Raw genomic sequence first — 16,065 nt, 5'->3', positions numbered from 1 at the left:
GGCATGATTTGTTTCCTTTTTTTCATCTCGTTATTTGCCCTTTTTGCAAAATCTGCACCACAATGACAATGCGCCGTTACGGTAACGTCGCATCCATTTTGTGACAGGGAGAGAAGGCAATGAAATTCGTTAAACTGCTGACAGGTGCTGTACTGGCGGGCGTGGTTGCGCTGACACTGAGCGCCTGTGCGCCAACCGCAACCAAAGAGGGAACCGGTGGCTATATTGATGACACCGTGGTGACCACGAAAGTTAAAGGTGAGCTGCTGAAAGATGAGTCGCTGAAATCAACTGAAATCAACGTAGAAACCTTTAAAGGTAAAGTTCAGCTGAGCGGCTTTGTTTCATCACCACAGATGGCTAATCGTGCCGTACAGGTCACGCGCAGCGTGCCGGGCGTGAAGTCAGTCGTCAACAACATGCAGATCAAATAACGTCTTAACAGACACAAAAAGGCCGCTGATTCAGCGGCCTTTTTCTCATCAGAAACGGTAACCCGCTCCGAAGAAGAAGACCCAGGGATCGATGCGCATATTGATGTTCTGCTGTTCGCCACCGGCTTTAAACTTCACTTCCGTGTCAATATCCATGTACCACAACGACGCGTTCAGCATCCAGTCACGGTTAATCTGATAATCCAGACCAACCTGACCTGCCATACCCCAGGAATCTTTTACGCTGAGATCGGTCAGTCCCGCATCGCGGCCCGTCTGATTGAAATCGGCATCGTAGAAGGTGGTGTAGTTGATACCTACGCCGATATAAGGACGCACTTTACTTTTGCTGTCAAAAAAGTAGTACTGCGCCATCAGCGTGGGTGGTAACTGGCGCACGGTAGCCAGCGTGCCGGTCGGACCAAGACCCACTTTATGGCGGAATGGCGTGGCCGCCAGTAGCTCGACGCCAATGTTATCCGTTGCCATATAGGTAAAGGTCAGACCCAGTTGCGTGTCGTTGGAAGCGCTGAAAGACCCCATCCCCAACACATTATCGGAACCTTCGGTAGGACGGACGGTGGCACTGCCGGCCCGCATAAAGAAGTCGCCCGCTTCGTGTGCCATTGCCAGCTGGGGAAGAGCCAGCGCCAGCAGCATCGCGCATTTTGCCAGTTTCATCATCACTCCTTTGCTTAATGTGAATGTAGCGACTGTCATCGCTTTTTAGCTGGCAATTATTTAACGTGATTCAGAGAAAATTGCACTCTGTAACATTCAGATAAAGTGTTTAAAAAACAATGGATTGATTTAGATCAATTTCAACTGCGGCGGCCACAGCCAAATTCCCCTTGCTGAATAATTTTGCCCGCTCTATGTTGCTTATCTTCATTGTTGATTTTGGTTCGATGCCCTGGGAGGGGCGGATGATCAAATGAGTGAGCTTTCCAACCCTTGTGTCAGCTGTGGCGCCTGCTGCGCCCATTTCCGTGTCTCATTTTACTGGGCTGAAGCCGATGATGCGGGCGGCCTGGTGCCGACCGAATTAACCGAACCGCTTAACCTGTTCATGCGTAATATGCGTGGCACTAACCGTGCAGCACCCCGCTGCGTTGCTTTACAGGGCGAAATTGGCGGCTGTGTCTCTTGCGGCATCTATGAACAGCGTCCTGCGCCCTGTCGGGAGTTCACTTTGTCCGGTGAAGGAGGTATTCATAATGAAGCCTGCGATCGTGCCCGCGCCCGTTATGGTCTTCCTGCCCTTTTTTCGCCATCTTTACCTGTTATGACAGAAAGTTATGCTCTGCCGGGTGCCCCGGAGCTGCCAGAACATGTACAATCGCCGGGTTAATTAACCCGGTTCCTTCAAGGAGTGTACATGTCTATCACGGCAAGCTCGTTATACCGTGACACAGGAAATTTTGCGCGGCATCAACTCTCTACAGTGTTGTTGATGTCGCTGCTGGCCGCTTTTGTCACTGTCATGCTTGTGCATGTGCTGACACCAGGTGCCGATCAGATGGCCATCCTGCAACAGGGCGATGACAGTGCCAGTTCGTTGTTTGAGATGGTGCAGAATATGTCACCGGAACAGCAGCAGGTGCTGCTGCGTGCCTCGGCGGCCAGCACCTTTGCGGCGCTGATGGGGAATACGCTGCTGCTTGGCGGCATGCTCTATCTGATCCCGATGGTCTCCTCAGGCCAGCGTGTCAGTGCGCTGCGGGCGATTGGTGCGTCAGCGCCGCTGTTGCCAAAGCTGCTGCTCCTGACCTTCCTGATGACGCTGGTGGCGCAACTGGGCTTTATGGTGCTGGTGGTGCCAGGCATTCTGCTGACGATTCTGCTGTCGCTGGCGCCCGTGATGGTCGCCAGTGAGAAGATGGGTGTCTTTGCCGCGATGCGCGCCAGTATGCGGATGGCCTGGAAGAATGTGAAGCTGATTGCCCCCGCAATACTGCTCTGGCTGCTGGCCAAAGTGATCGTGATGCTGTTTTTCTCTTCGCTGACGGTACTTCCGCTGAATGTTTCCTCGGTGATTTTCACTGCAGCAGGCAATGTGGTTTCAGCAATGTTGATTATCTACCTCTATCGGCTCTATATGCTGTTACGTTGATTGACGGTGTGCCTTCGGGCGCATTTGAAGCCAACTCTGAATGGAAAAACTATGAAGCAGCTACTCGACTTTCTCCCCCTGGTGGTCTTTTTCATCTTTTATAAGCTTTATGACATTTTTGTCGCCTCGGGCGCCCTGATTGTGGCAACCGGTCTGGCCCTGGTGGTCAGCTGGGTGCTTTATCGCAAGCTGGAAAAGATGACGATTTTCACCTTTGTGCTGGTGGCCGTTTTTGGCACCCTGACGCTGGTGTTCCACAACGATGAGTTCATTAAGTGGAAAGTCACGGTGATCTACAGCCTGTTTGCCGCCGCCCTGCTCTACAGTCAGTGGTTTATGGAGCAGACGCTGATTCAGCGCATGCTGGGTAAAGAGCTGCAACTGCCTGATGCGGTCTGGCGCAGGCTCAATGTCGCCTGGGCGCTGTTCTTCCTGATCTGCGGCCTGGTCAACATCTATGTTGCCTTTTGGTTATCTCAGGCGTTTTGGGTTAACTTTAAAGTGTTCGGTCTCTCGGGTCTGACCTTACTGTTTACCCTGCTTAGCGGGCTTTACATCTGGCGACAGATGCCGCAGCAGGAACAAAAATAATCATCTGCCCGGCTCGCCGGGCATTTTTTTAGCATTTACCTGCATAAAAAGTGGAAGCAATGGGCGAAAAACATAAATTACCGCAAGGCGAAATGGTGCTGCGAACGCTCGCCATGCCGGCAGACACCAACGCCAACGGCGATATTTTTGGTGGCTGGCTGATGTCACAGATGGATATGGGCGGCGCTATCCTGGCAAAAGAGATCGCTGAAGGACGTGTGGTTACCGTGCGCGTTGACGGTATGTCATTCATGAAGCCTGTCGCGGTGGGCGATGTGGTGAGTTGCCATGCGAGCTGTCTCCGTACCGGTAACAGTTCCATGACGATTAACGTGGAAGTGTGGATCAAAAAAGTGTCATCTGAGCCGATTGGTCAAACCTACTGTGCAACGGAAGCGGTATTTATCTATGTGGCAGTCGACAATGAGGGGAATTCACGTCCTCTGCCAGCCGGCCGCGCCAATCAGCAGCCTGCAGGATAACTGACGGGTCAGGCAATCTGAGCCTGACCCGGCGCCTTACTCAATACTGGCACCGCCATTGATTTTGAAAACGATATTCATCGTCAGCCCCTGTCCTGGCTTCTCTTTCTCGTAGCGCCAGTTTTTCATCGCCTGTTTGACGGTCCGCTCAAACATATTGCTCGGCTGTGCAGAGAGGATCTGGATATTATCCACCCGTCCGTCGCTGTCCACATCGAATTTTACCCGAACGCGCCCTTCTATCCGCAGTGCCAGAGCACGCGGCGGATAACCTGGCTTGGTAACGGCCAGGGCTTTGGGACCGGTTGAGGCCGATGCCGTGGGTGACGGCGTTGCTTTTGGCGCTGCAGCAGGTTTGTTCTGGGTCGCCGGAACATCCTGCTTAAAGGGGTCAGCCTGCGGTTTGGTCTCCCGACGCGGCTTCACCTCGCGTTTGGGCTGCTCCCGCTTGTGCTCCGGTTTGGGTTTAGGTTTGGGCTTTGGTTCAGGTTTAGGGATCGGCACCGGCTCTGCTTTCGGCGGCTCCGGTACAGGCTGCGGTTCGGGTTCTGGCTGGGGTTCTGGCTGCGGCGCAGGGGGCTGCACGATGGCCGGTGCAGGCTCGGGCTGGACCTCCGGCGCGACCATCGTCACGCTGATAGGCTGCGACGCCTTAGGCACCTCACTCACCTGCTGGAATGACATATACAGAATTCCGGCAATCACAGCGCCATGCAAAGCTACAGACAACAACATGGAGACAGGCGTGCGTTTAGGTAATGGCATAGTCAGCGTGGTCATAAAAGTCGCGGCGATTGAATGAAGCAGCGATTTTAAATGCAAATAGCAATCAGTTTCAATAACTCCCGCCATCCTCTCTCAAGAAAAGCGCTTTTTAGCCCTTTATGCTGAGCGATTCACCCTCTACAGGTTTCGTTTGCACTCTAATCGTCAATCCCTTAACGTGTTGCAAAATTCGGATAATCAGGAGTTCCTTAGTGCTTTACGTAATTTATGCAGAAGATACTGCAGAGTCACTGGAAAAACGTAACGCCGTTCGCCCCGCCCATCTGGCGCGGCTTAAACTGCTGCAGGAAGAGGGACGCCTGATCATTGCAGGGCCGATGCCTGCAGTTGACAGTAACGATCCGGGCGTGGCGGGCTTTACCGGCTCAACGGTGATTGCTGAGTTTCCATCATTAGAAGCCGCACAATCCTGGGCGCAGGATGACCCTTATTTTGCCGCAGGCGTCTACAAACAGGTCTCGGTTAAACCATTCAAACGCGTCTTCTGATAGAGAACATGCAGTCAAAATGGCTTCTGTGCCTGGCACAGAAGCCATTTTTGTTTTTATCATTGAAGGAGGAAAGATGCAGATAATCATTATGGGACTGCTGGCAATTATCACGCTGCTGATTGGCGGTGCAGTTTATCTCTGGCGCACCCAGGGGTGGCGTAATAAAAAACAGTGGATTGTCATGCTGATTGTGCTGGCGGCCGCCCTGCAACTGGTCAACGTTACGCTGATGATGACGGCGCAGCGTCTTCCGGGATAATGTTCACTTAGCAATGCATCTGGTTCACAGAATAATTGATTAACGCTTTAACCTTAACTGTGTTGCGAGATAATCATAAGGCAACCCAATTTAATACCGTGGCGTTTATGCAGGACCACAATTAATAAAGGCGTTGCCCCTGACTGACTGAATTCGATCGCGTAGTGAGATTCGCCTGCACTCTGCTTTACACATCTCTTGCTGACACAATATCGGCGCGCGATTAACTCCGGTCCAGGATCAGGCCAATTAATGCATGGTAGTGCTGCTCTTCTTCCGGGTTGTCGACATGTTGTAAACGGCTGATAAGTTTTGAGCAGATAGCTTTACGATTCAGGCTACGGCCAGAACTGATAATTTCTGTAACAACAGATCCAAGAATGGCCTGCTGGGAAGGCTGCGCAGCACTGTGCAAATAAGCTGAGATATCAGATACTGAAGCGGGAATACGAACGTTAGTCTGCATGGTTGGCCCTCATAGGATTCATTAAAAGTTACTAACCGATGCGGTAAAGCTATACAACCAGGCCTTAGTTGTACAGGTATTTAGGTTAAAAAATCGCTGATTTGTACATTTAAAAAAATAAAATCATAAATTTCAGTATCTTGACTAAATGTAAAGTTGTACAGGTTTCCTGTCATTCATCACCTCCTGTTCTGGTATCCTGACCGCTACGCGCTGTTGTTCGGCTAATTATGATCTGAACATCATTTTTTTAGCTTTAAAGAGGAATTATTCAGAAGGGCTGTCTACATTTATTACTGATTGATTACACCTCTGACCTCGAAGGGATGCGCAGTATCGTCGCGGGCTCATTATGAATAAAACCTACACTCGCCAGACTATTACGCTGTTTGATCCGCTGTTATCACGGATTCAGGCTATTGCCGATCCAAAAATTGAAGTCCTGAGTGGTTATCCGGCCAACTGCTCAGCGTGGCTGACCGTTTATTATCAGCGTAAGTCTGATAAATGGTCTTTTGAATGGTATGACCGTGTGGGTTATCGCAGACCCACATCGCTGGGCAGCGTAGTGGATTGTCTGATGCGTGAAGTCACCGATCGGGGAGCGTCACGACAGGAACATTCCATGGCGCGACGAGTAATGGATGAATTAGGGTTTCTGGAAGCCTGATTATATTATCTGCGTAATAAACAGAATCGAGCGACGCTGCTGCTGGGCCAGTTGATGGCGGATGCAGTGGATGCGTTTATAGCGTCGCGACTGCCCTTCCAGCCAGCGTGAACGACGGCGATGCACCTGGCGTAACATTCTCCAGCGCGCCACTTCATTTCTGCTTCGTTTCATCACTTCCTCACTGACGTCATCTATGCCGGGGCATTATAGAGATCTTTGCGGCAATGCCAAATCGGATCCTTCATCGATGATGTCCTGGATTAAGGGTTTCGTTAACCGGCTTCTGCACGTAAACTTGCCGGACGAAAGCGCGAACGGGACGTCCACTTTATGACCACTTTTTACACCCTGATCAGCTGGTTACTGGTATTTGGTTACTGGCTGCTCATAGCCGGGGTGACGCTGCGCGTATTAATGAAAAGACGTGCGGTAACATCCGCCATGGCATGGCTTCTGGTTATCTATATTCTGCCACTGGTAGGCATAATCGCTTATCTTTCGTTTGGCGAACTGCATCTGGGTAAACGTCGTGCGGAGCGTGCGCGCACCATGTGGCCGTCTACCGCCCGCTGGCTCAGTGACCTGAAACAGTGCCGTGAAATTTTTGCCACTGAACACAGTGACGTTGCTCGCTCGCTCTTCGAGCTTTGTTACCATCGCCAGGGCATTGCCGGGGTCAAGGGAAACCAGCTTCAGCTGCTTACCAGCTCTGACGATGTTATGCAGGCGCTGATTCGTGATATTCAACTGGCACGCCACAACATAGAGATGGTTTTTTATATCTGGCATCCCGGTGGGCTGGCAGATGAAGTCGCAGAATCGCTGATGGCGGCCTCGCGCCGTGGCGTTCACTGCCGACTGCTGCTCGACTCAGCGGGCAGCGTCGACTTTTTCCGCAGTCCCTGGGTGGGCATGATGCGCAATGCCGGGATCGATGTCGTAGAGGCGTTGCAGGTTAGCCTGCTGCGCGTCTTCCTGCGACGAATGGATCTCCGCCAGCATCGAAAAATCGTTCTGATTGATAATTACATCGCCTATACCGGCAGCATGAACCTGGTCGATCCGCGCTTCTTTAAACAAAGCGCGGGCGTAGGCCAGTGGATTGACCTGATGGCGCGTATGGAAGGTCCGGTAGCGACCGCGATGGGCATTGTTTTCAGCTGCGACTGGGAGATTGAGACCGGTAAGCGCATTCTGCCGCCGCCGCCCGATCGCAACATCATGCCGTTTGAACAGGAGAGCGGCCACACGGTGCAGGTCATCGCCTCCGGTCCTGGCTTCCCGGAAGATATGATTCATCAGGCGCTGCTGACCGCGGTCTATTCAGCGCGTGAGCAGCTGATCATGACGACTCCTTACTTAGTGCCGAGCGACGACCTGCTGCATGCTATCTGTACGGCCGCACAGCGTGGCGTTAATGTCAGCGTGATTGTGCCGCGTCATAACGACTCGCTGCTGGTCGGCTGGGCCAGCCGCTCCTTCTTCAGCGAGATGCTGGAAGCGGGCGTGAAAATCTATCAGTTTGAAGATGGTCTGCTGCACACTAAAAGCGTGCTGGTCGATGGACAGCTGAGCCTGGTGGGCACCGTGAACCTGGATATGCGCAGTTTATGGCTCAATTTTGAAGTGACGCTGGTGGTCGATGATGCCGGTTTTGGCAGCGATCTCGCCTGTGTGCAGGATGATTATATCGCCCGTTCCCGCCTGCTGGATGGCAAGCGCTGGGCAAAACGTGCGTGGTGGCAGCGCATCGTCGAACGACTGTTTTACTTCTTCAGCCCTTTACTGTAAAACGAGCCAGATTGTGTAAATGGCCGCAGGCCGACAGGACAGACTATGGATTTAAATAATCGCCTTACCGAAGATGAAACGCTGGAACAAGCCTACGATATCTTTCTTGAACTGGCTGTCGACAATCTTGATCCGGCAGACGTCATTCTCTTCAATCTGCAGTTCGAAGAGCGCGGTGGCGCAGAGCTGTTTGATCCGTCTGAAGACTGGAAAGATCATGTCGATTTCGATCTGAACCCTGACTTTTTCGCCGAGGTGGTGATTGGGTTGGGTGAAGCGGACGGTGAACCGATTACCGACGTCTTTGCTCGCGTGTTGTTGTGTCGCGAAAAAGATCACAAGCTCTGTCATATCCTGTGGCGTGAATAGGCGTCAAAGCAGATAAGAAAACGCCGGGCAAGTGCCCGGCGTTTTGCATTATAGCGGGTCGACTTTCAGACAGGATACCGCATGGTGGAAACTGCCTTCCAGAAGCGGACGGGTTTTCGCACATTCCGGACCGGCAATCGGACAACGGGTGCGGAATACGCAGCCGGATGGCGGATTAATCGGCGACGGCAGCTCCCCTTCCAGCAGCTGAATCTCCTTGTTCTTCTCTTTATCCGGATCGGGAATCGGTACAGCAGACATCAGCGCACGGGTGTATGGATGCTGCGGATTGGTGTAGACCTCTTTGTAAGTCCCCAGCTCCACCGCATGCCCCAGATACATCACCAGCACCCGGTCAGAGATGTGTTTCACCACCGCCAGATCGTGCGCAATGAAAATCAGCGACAAGCCCATTTCCCGCTGCAACTGCTGCAGCAGGTTCACCACCTGCGCCTGAATCGAGACATCCAGTGCAGACACCGGCTCGTCACAGATAATCAGCTTCGGCTCCAGAATCAGCGCACGTGCGATACCGATACGCTGACACTGCCCACCCGAGAACTCATGCGGGTAGCGGTTAATCAGGTTTGGCAGAAGCCCGACTTTCATCATCATATTTTTGACACGGTCTTTGACTTCCTGACGCGCCATTTTTGGATGATAAGTACGAAGCGGCTCTGCGATGATATCGCCGATGGTCATGCGCGGGTTCAGGGACGCCAGGGGATCCTGGAATATCATCTGGATATCGCTGCGGGCTTTGCGCCACTCCTCTTCGCTCTGACCCAGCAGATCGCGGCCTAACCAGGCGACACGACCTTCGGTGGCCTTAACCAGGCCGATAATGGCGCGCGCCAGCGTCGATTTACCGCAACCCGACTCGCCCACCACGCCCAGGGTTTCACCTTCATACAGACGCAGGCTGACACCATCCACCGCTTTCAGGGTTTTTGATGGCTGCCAGAACCACTGTTTGCCATCTTTAATGTCGAAATGCACCTTGAGATCGGCGATTTCCAGTAACACTCTTTTTTCAGCTACGGTGCTCATACTAACTCCTCCACCGGCTTAAAGCAGGCACGCAGACGGCCATTGCCAAACGGTTCCAGCGGCGGTGCCTGGGTGCAGATATCCATCGCGTGCGGACAACGCGGCTGGAACGGGCAGCCCTGCGGCAGACGCAGCAGGTTCGGTGGATTGCCCGGAATGGTGGCCAGGGTTTCGCCTTCAATCGCATCCAGACGTGGCACCGCATTAAGCAGGCCAATTGAGTAAGGATGGGCTGGCTGGTAGAAGACATCACGGGCGCTGCCATACTCCATAGTGCGTCCGGCATACATCACCAGCACTTTGTCGCAGATGCCTGCCACCACGCCGAGATCATGGGTGATCATGATAATGGCGGTGTTGAACTCGCGTTTCAGGTCGTTGAGCAGCGTCATAATCTGCGCCTGCACCGTCACATCCAGCGCGGTAGTTGGCTCATCGGCAATCAGCAATTTTGGGCGGCACAGCAGCGCCATGGCGATCATCACACGCTGACGCATTCCGCCGGAGAATTCATGCGGGTACATTTTCATGCGTTTGCGTGCTTCCGGCATTTTCACCGCATCCAGCATCCTTACGGACTCTTCGAATGCCTGGGCGCTGTTCATCCCTTTGTGCAGCTTAAGCACTTCCATCAGCTGCTCGCCTACCCGCATATAGGGGTTCAGTGAGGTCATCGGATCCTGGAAGATCATCGCAATCTGTTCGGCGCGGAGTTTATTGAGCTGGTTCTCAGGCAGATTCAGGATCTCTTTACCGTTGAACATTGCTGAGCCGCCAATGCGGCCATTTTTTGCCAGCAGCCCCATCAGGGCAAAGGCGGTTTGTGACTTGCCAGAACCAGACTCGCCAACAATGCCCAGCGTTTCACCGGCGCGCAGCGAGAAGTTCAGGTCGTTGACGGCGGTAACATCCCCATCGTGCGTGCCAAAGGTCACGCGTAAATCTTTGACCGTAAGTAGCTGTTCGCTTCCCGCGCGGGCCGCCATCGCTGGCTGGAATTCATGAATAGTCATCGGGAAACTCCTTAACGATCTTTCGGGTCGAGGGCATCACGCAGGCCATCGCCAATAAAGTTGAAACAGAACAGCGTGACCACCAGGAAGCCCGCCGGATAGAGCAACAGCCACGGCGACACTTCCATTGAGTTAGCCCCGTCGCTCAGCAGCGCGCCCCAGCTACTCAGCGGCTCCTGTGTCCCCAGACCCAGGAAGCTCAGGAAGGATTCAAACAGGATCATGCTCGGTACCAGCAGCGAAGCGTAAACCACCACCACGCCCAGCACGTTTGGCACGATGTGACGTACCACGATTTTCCAGGTTGATACCCCACCGACATGCGCTGCTTCGATGAACTCTTTGCGCTTCAGGCTCAGCGTCTGGCCGCGCACAATACGCGCCATATCCAGCCATGAAACCATGCCGATAGCGGCAAAAATCAGCAGGATATTACGACCAAAGAAGGTCACCAGCAGGATCACGAAGAACATAAACGGGAAGGAGTTGAGAATTTCCAGAATACGCATCATCACCGAGTCGGTTTTGCCGCCCAGGTAACCGGCTATTGAGCCATACAGCGTGCCGACGATCACCGCAATCAGCGCAGACGCTACGCCCACCATCAGTGAGATACGACCACCGATGGCCACACGGACCAGTATGTCACGTCCCGATGAATCGGTGCCAAACCAGTGACCAGATGTCGTATCGGGCGGTGAGGACATCATGGACCAGTCGGTATCGTCGTAGGTGAAATGCGCCAGCATCGGCGCAAAAATCACGAACAGCGTGATTACTAACAACACCAGCAGACTGATTAAGGCTGCCCGGTTATGGATAAAACGACGACGCGCGTCCTGCCAGAGACTGCGCCCTTCTACTTCCAGCTTTTCACTGAACGCATCAAGAGCTTCGCTGTTTTTCTTACTTAACATCATGGCGAACTCCGCAATCAGTAACGAATTTTGGGATCGATAACGGCATAGAGCACGTCAACAATCGCGTTAAACAGAATGGTCAGCAAACCGACCAGGATGGTCAGGCTCATCACCAGAGAGTAGTCACGGTTCAGCGCGCCGTTCACAAACAGCTGACCGATACCCGGCAGACCGTAGATCGACTCAATCACCATCGAACCGGTGATGATGCCGACAAACGCCGGTCCCATGTAGGAAATCACGGGCAGCAATGCGGGCTTGAGCGCATGACGCAGCACAATGCGGCGCAGCGGCAAGCCTTTGGCGCGCGCGGTGCGGATAAAATTGGAGTGCATCACTTCAATCATTGAACCACGAGTGATACGCGCAATACTGGCGATATACGCCAGCGACAGCGCCACCATCGGCAACAGCATGTAGTTCCACTGACCACCGTTCCAGCCACCGCCGGGCAGCCATTTCAGGGTGATGGCAAAGAGCAGAACCAGCAGCGGCGCGACCACGAAACTCGGTATCACCACGCCGGTCATTGCCACCCCCATCACCACGAAGTCCCATATACTGTTCTGTTTAAGCGCGGCGATCACACCCGCCGTGACGCCCAGTATCACCGCCAGCAGGAACGCGGCCAGGCCGAGTTTGGCTGAGACCGGGAACGCGTGCGCGACCAGATAGTTGACCGAATAATCTTTGTATTTAAACGAAGGGCCGAAATCGCCGTGCGCCAGCTGCAGCAGGTAATCAACATACTGCTTACCGATGGGATCGTTGAGGTGATATTTCGCCTCAATGTTGGCCATCACTTCCGGGGCCAGGGTGCGCTCGCCGGTAAACGGGCTGCCGGGTGCCAGGCGCATCATAAAGAAGGAGATGGTGATCAGGACGAACAGCGTCGGAAGCGCTTCAAGCAAGCGACGCAGGATGAATTTTAACATTGCCGTACCTACCAGGCTGTTGCATCACAACATATAAATAAGTAAAAAAGGCGGCGCCAGACGCGCCGCCACTGCTGATAGCCTGAATGCTATTAGTGTTTGATAATGTAGAAGTCTTTATCCAGGGTTTTATCCAGTGGATCTTTACCGGTATAACCGCCGACATAAGGCTTCACCAGACGCGTATTTACGTAGTAGTAAACCGGTACGATGGTGCTGTCTTTATCCAGGATCTGCTCCGCTTTCTGATAATCCACTGCGCGGGCTTTCGCATCCGGTGCCTTAATCGCGTCACGGATCACTTTGTCAAACGCCTCGCTCTTATAGTGCGAGGTGTTACTGCTGCTGTTAGACAGCATGGTGTTCAGGAATGAAGTGGGCTCGTTATAGTCCGCACACCAGGCCGCACGCGATACATCGAAGTTACCCTGATGACGGGTATCCAGGAAGGTTTTCCACTCCTGGTTTTCCAGCTTGATGTTCACACCGATGTTTTTCTTCCAGATCGACGAGGCGGCAATCGCCAGCTTCTTATGCAGATCGGAGGTGTTATACAGCAGGTTAAAGGTCAGCGGTTTGTCGGCGGTATAGCCGGCTTCAGCCAGCAGCTTTTTCGCTTCGGCATTACGTTTGTCCTGTGACCATTTGAACCAGTCTGGCGGCAGGATATCCATGCCGTCGGTTGATGGCGGCGTGTAGCTGTAGGCCGGCTTCTGGCCCTGCGCCAGCACTTTGTTAACCATGATGTCACGATCCAGACCCAGCTTCAGGGCGGCGCGAACGCGTGGATCGGTGAATGGCGCTTTCTGGTTGTTGATTTCGTAGTAATAGGTGCAGAGATAAGGATCGACGTGCAGCTCTTTGCCGTTGTCACGCTGCAGTTTCTTAAACAGCTCAATCGGCAGATTGTTGTAAGTCATGTCGCTGCCGTTCTCGGAGAAGTAACGGTTAACGTCGCTGACTTCGGAACTGATTGGCAGGAAGGTGACTTTGTTCAGCACGGTGTGTTCGTTGTCCCAGTAATTCGGGTTACGCACCAGGGTGATACGCTCGTTGATCACGTGCGCGTCGAGTTTAAAGGCACCGTTGCCGACCCAGTTCTGTGGCTGAGTCCACTGATCGCCAAACTTCTCAATCGCCGGTTTATAAACCGGTGACATTACGGAGTTGATCAGCAGTTTATCAAAATAGGGAACCGGCTCACTCAGCGTGACTTCCAGCGTGTGATCGTCCAGGGCTTTCACGCCCAGATCGGTAATCGGTTTTTTACCGGCAATGATGTCATCGACGTTCAGGATATGACCATATTGCGGATAACTGGCGTACGGTGAAGCGGTTTTAGGATCGACCAGACGCTCCCAGCTGTAAACGAAGTCCTGCGCGGTCACCGGCTCGCCGTTGGACCATTTAGCATTTTTACGCAGGTGGAACGTCCACACTTTGAAGTCTTTATTTTCGTAACTTTCCGCTACAGCCGGAATCGGTTTACCGTTGCTGTCATTGACCAGCAGACCTTCGTAAAGATCGCGCGCCACGTTGTCTTCCGGCACGCCTTCGATTTTGTGCGGATCGAGCGACTGCACTTCATCGCCATTGCCGCGAATCAGCTCCTGTTTAGCGGCCAGCTCAACGCCTGCGGGCACATTTGCTGCGAAAGCCGCATTCCCTGCCAAAGCACTCACTGCGGCGAAAACACCCGCTGCTATCAGGCTTTTTTTCGTGATGTTGTTCATTATTACACTCCAGTTTTATTATCGTCACCGTGGCGATGCGCTGCCCCGGCGTCCCCCGTCTCCGGGCTCCCTGGCCTGTTACCAGGGAGATTGACCCCAAAATGGTCTGTACGTTGATGCGTTCCCGACTGTCTCGCCGTACGGGCGATCAGATCAGTGTTGTTTGATGAAATAGTACTTCAGGTCTGTCATGTCCTGCGGGTCTTTGCCCGTAAAGCCGCCAACCCAGGGCTTTACCAGGCGCACACTTACGCGGTAGTAAACTGGCACAATTGGTGAGTCTTTGTCGAGTTGTGTTTCAGCCTGCTGATACAGGTCGGCACGCTGCGCCTCACTGCCCGCCGTCAGCGTTTCCTTCATCAGACGATCGAAGGTCGCGCTGCTGTAAAACGCGGTGTTGATCGAGGCGTTGCTGATTAGCATATTCAGGAAGGTTGAGGGTTCGTTGTAATCGGCACACCAGGTAGCACGGACCACGTCATACTGCGCCTGATGGCGGGTCTCCAGCATGGTTTTCCATTCCTGATTCTGCAGTGTCACTTTCGCGCCAAGGTTTTTCTGCCACATCGAGGCAGCTGCAATCGCCTGCCGTTTGTTCTGATCTGAGGTGTTATAGAGCAGCGTAAAGGTCAGCGGATGGGCAGCATCGAAGCCTGCCTCGGCCAGCAGCTTCTTCGCGGCGTCATTACGCTGCGCCTGCGTCCAGGTGAACCAGGCAGGCGGCGTGAGTTTGATACCGGCGGTGAAAGGCGGTGTCAGGCTATAGGCGGGAATTTGTCCCTGGGCCATGATCTTATTGGCAATCACTTCGCGATCGAGGGTCATTTTCAGCGCGGCACGAACCCGTGCATCGGTGAACGGCGCCTTTTTATTGTTAATTTCGTAGTAGAACGTACAGAGCAATGGACTGACTTTCACTTCGTCGCCCAGCTCTTTGCGTAGTTTGCCAAACATCTCCGGCGGCACCGCACTGTTGGTCATATCCGTGCCGCCGCTGCGGTAGCGATTGATATCACTGTTTTCAGAGGCGATAGGCAGAAATGTCCCCTGCTCAATGACCGTATGGGCATTGTCCCAGTATTGTGGATTGCGTTTCAGGACGATTTTTTCATTGACGACCCACTCGTCCAGCGTATAAGCGCCGTTACCAATGTAATGACCCGGACGCGTCCAGGCTTCACCCCACTGCTTAATGGCCGGTTCATAAACCGGCTTCATCGCGGTAAGCGCCAGCATCGCGACCAGGTAAGGCACTGGTTCACTCAGGGTAATCTGCAGACGATGGGCATCCAGCGCTTTCACACCCAGTTGATCAGGTGACGCTTTACCGGCAAGGATGGCATCGATATTGGCAAAATGGGCTGCCTGCGGATAGCTTGAATAAGGCGACGCCGTTTTCGGGTCCACCAGGCGACGCCAGCTGTAGACGAAATCATTCGCGGTCACCGGCTCACCATTGCTCCACTTTGCATCACCCCGCAGATTAAAAATCCAGACGGTAGGTTGCGGATTCTCCCAGCTTTTGGCGACGCCTGGCACGACCTGACCGCTGTTGTCAGTATTGACCAGTCCGTCCAGCAGATTTTGAATAATATTGGACTCCGGCACGCCTTCAGTTTTATGCGGATCCAGTGAAGAGACTTCGCTTCCGTTATTAATCACCATCTGCTGTTGCGCAGCCAGTGCCGTTCCCGGCGGAACGGTGGCGGCATAGGCCGGTGAAAACGCCAGTAACAGAACACCTGCGAGTGAGGACCGCTTTTGCTGCAAGTTCTTTATCCCAATCATCCGAAACGCCAACCTTATTTAAGTATCCCGATAGGCTTAAGCAAAAAGCGTTCTCACTTTGGGCTTTCAGAGAAAAAATTCACGTTAAGCCAAAAATTATCAGAAGGCGTTAAGGGGCGCCAAAGCAAAATAACGAAAATGTTAACTAATTCTCTTTTATCATGAGATGTC

General features: G+C 53.2%; 20 protein-coding genes. 10 read left to right on the top strand and 10 right to left on the bottom strand.

All coding sequences use genetic code 11. The features are described from left to right. The first annotated feature begins 119 nt into the window (after positions 1 to 119). Positions 120 to 434 carry a BON domain-containing protein gene (locus KTJ90_RS09010; protein ID WP_003853895.1) on the top strand — a complete coding sequence of 105 codons (315 nt, stop codon included), beginning with the start codon at positions 120 to 122 and terminating at the stop codon, positions 432 to 434. A gap of 48 nt (positions 435 to 482) precedes the next feature. Here KTJ90_RS09010 and ompW read toward each other — a convergent pair whose 3' ends face one another. Further along, on the bottom strand, positions 483 to 1,118 hold the full coding sequence (gene ompW, locus KTJ90_RS09005; RefSeq protein WP_181162201.1) for an outer membrane protein OmpW: 636 nt from the start codon (positions 1,116 to 1,118) through the stop codon (positions 483 to 485). Between the two features lie 250 nt (positions 1,119 to 1,368). Here ompW and KTJ90_RS09000 point away from each other — a divergent pair, with 250 nt between their 5' ends. The 4 genes from KTJ90_RS09000 to yciA are packed head-to-tail and all read left to right on the top strand — an operon-like array spanning position 1,369 to position 3,620. Then, positions 1,369 to 1,785: a YkgJ family cysteine cluster protein gene (locus tag KTJ90_RS09000; RefSeq protein ID WP_003853899.1), complete on the top strand. Its 417-nt coding sequence runs from the start codon at positions 1,369 to 1,371 to the stop codon at positions 1,783 to 1,785. Between the two features lie 27 nt (positions 1,786 to 1,812). Continuing rightward, positions 1,813 to 2,547 (top strand): YciC family protein, encoded by a 735-nt coding sequence (locus KTJ90_RS08995; protein WP_003853901.1) that lies wholly within the window; start codon positions 1,813 to 1,815, stop codon positions 2,545 to 2,547. Between the two features lie 51 nt (positions 2,548 to 2,598). Further along, complete coding sequence (locus KTJ90_RS08990; protein ID WP_003853904.1) at positions 2,599 to 3,138, top strand: septation protein A; 540 nt, start codon at positions 2,599 to 2,601, stop codon at positions 3,136 to 3,138. 59 nt (positions 3,139 to 3,197) lie between these two features. Continuing rightward, a complete protein-coding gene (gene yciA, locus KTJ90_RS08985; RefSeq protein WP_003853906.1) occupies positions 3,198 to 3,620 on the top strand; it encodes an acyl-CoA thioester hydrolase YciA in 423 nt (140 codons plus the stop codon). A gap of 36 nt (positions 3,621 to 3,656) precedes the next feature. Here the strand turns inward: yciA and tonB are convergent, their stop codons facing one another. Next, positions 3,657 to 4,400, bottom strand: a complete 744-nt coding sequence (tonB, locus tag KTJ90_RS08980; RefSeq protein WP_008925290.1) for a TonB system transport protein TonB — start codon at positions 4,398 to 4,400, stop codon at positions 3,657 to 3,659. Between the two features lie 197 nt (positions 4,401 to 4,597). Here tonB and KTJ90_RS08975 point away from each other — a divergent pair, with 197 nt between their 5' ends. Together KTJ90_RS08975 and KTJ90_RS08970 are read left to right on the top strand one after the other, a co-directional pair. Further along, entirely contained in the window at positions 4,598 to 4,894 is a 297-nt protein-coding gene (locus KTJ90_RS08975; protein ID WP_003853909.1) for a YciI family protein, read from the top strand. Positions 4,895 to 4,970: 76 nt separating this feature from the next. Further along, positions 4,971 to 5,156 (top strand): hypothetical protein, encoded by a 186-nt coding sequence (locus tag KTJ90_RS08970; RefSeq protein ID WP_003853911.1) that lies wholly within the window; start codon positions 4,971 to 4,973, stop codon positions 5,154 to 5,156. 223 nt (positions 5,157 to 5,379) lie between these two features. Here KTJ90_RS08970 and ycgZ read toward each other — a convergent pair whose 3' ends face one another. Continuing rightward, positions 5,380 to 5,622 carry a regulatory protein YcgZ gene (ycgZ, locus tag KTJ90_RS08965; RefSeq protein ID WP_003853913.1) on the bottom strand — a complete coding sequence of 81 codons (243 nt, stop codon included), beginning with the start codon at positions 5,620 to 5,622 and terminating at the stop codon, positions 5,380 to 5,382. A 352-nt stretch (positions 5,623 to 5,974) separates the two neighbouring features. On the opposite strand from ycgZ, the gene KTJ90_RS08960 reads away from it, so the two are divergent. Beyond that, positions 5,975 to 6,292 (top strand): hypothetical protein, encoded by a 318-nt coding sequence (locus KTJ90_RS08960; protein WP_003853915.1) that lies wholly within the window; start codon positions 5,975 to 5,977, stop codon positions 6,290 to 6,292. Here KTJ90_RS08960 and KTJ90_RS08955 read toward each other — a convergent pair whose 3' ends face one another. Then, positions 6,293 to 6,466, bottom strand: coding sequence for a YciY family protein (locus KTJ90_RS08955; protein WP_003853917.1), 174 nt, complete (start codon positions 6,464 to 6,466; stop codon positions 6,293 to 6,295). It abuts the gene before it with no gap. A 159-nt stretch (positions 6,467 to 6,625) separates the two neighbouring features. Between KTJ90_RS08955 and cls the strand changes: the two genes are divergently transcribed. Further along, on the top strand, positions 6,626 to 8,086 hold the full coding sequence (gene cls, locus KTJ90_RS08950; RefSeq protein ID WP_003853919.1) for a cardiolipin synthase: 1,461 nt from the start codon (positions 6,626 to 6,628) through the stop codon (positions 8,084 to 8,086). A gap of 45 nt (positions 8,087 to 8,131) precedes the next feature. Continuing rightward, positions 8,132 to 8,455 carry an HI1450 family dsDNA-mimic protein gene (locus KTJ90_RS08945; protein ID WP_003853921.1) on the top strand — a complete coding sequence of 108 codons (324 nt, stop codon included), beginning with the start codon at positions 8,132 to 8,134 and terminating at the stop codon, positions 8,453 to 8,455. A 48-nt stretch (positions 8,456 to 8,503) separates the two neighbouring features. On the opposite strand, the gene oppF is transcribed toward KTJ90_RS08945, so the two are convergent. From oppF to KTJ90_RS08915, 6 genes are all read right to left on the bottom strand, one after another. Further along, positions 8,504 to 9,505 (bottom strand): murein tripeptide/oligopeptide ABC transporter ATP binding protein OppF, encoded by a 1,002-nt coding sequence (oppF, locus tag KTJ90_RS08940; protein WP_003853922.1) that lies wholly within the window; start codon positions 9,503 to 9,505, stop codon positions 8,504 to 8,506. After that, entirely contained in the window at positions 9,502 to 10,518 is a 1,017-nt protein-coding gene (locus KTJ90_RS08935; RefSeq protein ID WP_003853924.1) for an ABC transporter ATP-binding protein, read from the bottom strand. The genes oppF and KTJ90_RS08935 overlap by 4 nt, the downstream gene beginning before the upstream one ends. Before the next feature lie 11 nt (positions 10,519 to 10,529). Then, positions 10,530 to 11,438: an oligopeptide ABC transporter permease OppC gene (gene oppC, locus KTJ90_RS08930; protein ID WP_003853926.1), complete on the bottom strand. Its 909-nt coding sequence runs from the start codon at positions 11,436 to 11,438 to the stop codon at positions 10,530 to 10,532. 14 nt (positions 11,439 to 11,452) lie between these two features. Then, entirely contained in the window at positions 11,453 to 12,373 is a 921-nt protein-coding gene (gene oppB, locus KTJ90_RS08925) for an oligopeptide ABC transporter permease OppB (RefSeq protein WP_003853929.1), read from the bottom strand. Between the two features lie 92 nt (positions 12,374 to 12,465). Continuing rightward, a complete protein-coding gene (gene oppA / locus KTJ90_RS08920) occupies positions 12,466 to 14,106 on the bottom strand; it encodes an oligopeptide ABC transporter substrate-binding protein OppA (protein WP_008925291.1) in 1,641 nt (546 codons plus the stop codon). Between the two features lie 153 nt (positions 14,107 to 14,259). Then, positions 14,260 to 15,894 carry an ABC transporter substrate-binding protein gene (locus KTJ90_RS08915; protein ID WP_033763019.1) on the bottom strand — a complete coding sequence of 545 codons (1,635 nt, stop codon included), beginning with the start codon at positions 15,892 to 15,894 and terminating at the stop codon, positions 14,260 to 14,262. Positions 15,895 to 16,065 lie beyond the last annotated feature (171 nt).

The organism is Pantoea jilinensis, assembly GCF_019104105.1.
Lineage (GTDB): Bacteria > Pseudomonadota > Gammaproteobacteria > Enterobacterales > Enterobacteriaceae > Pantoea > Pantoea eucalypti.
Note: the sequence above shows the minus strand (reverse complement) of the source record. Positions and strands in the feature narration are given on the sequence as shown.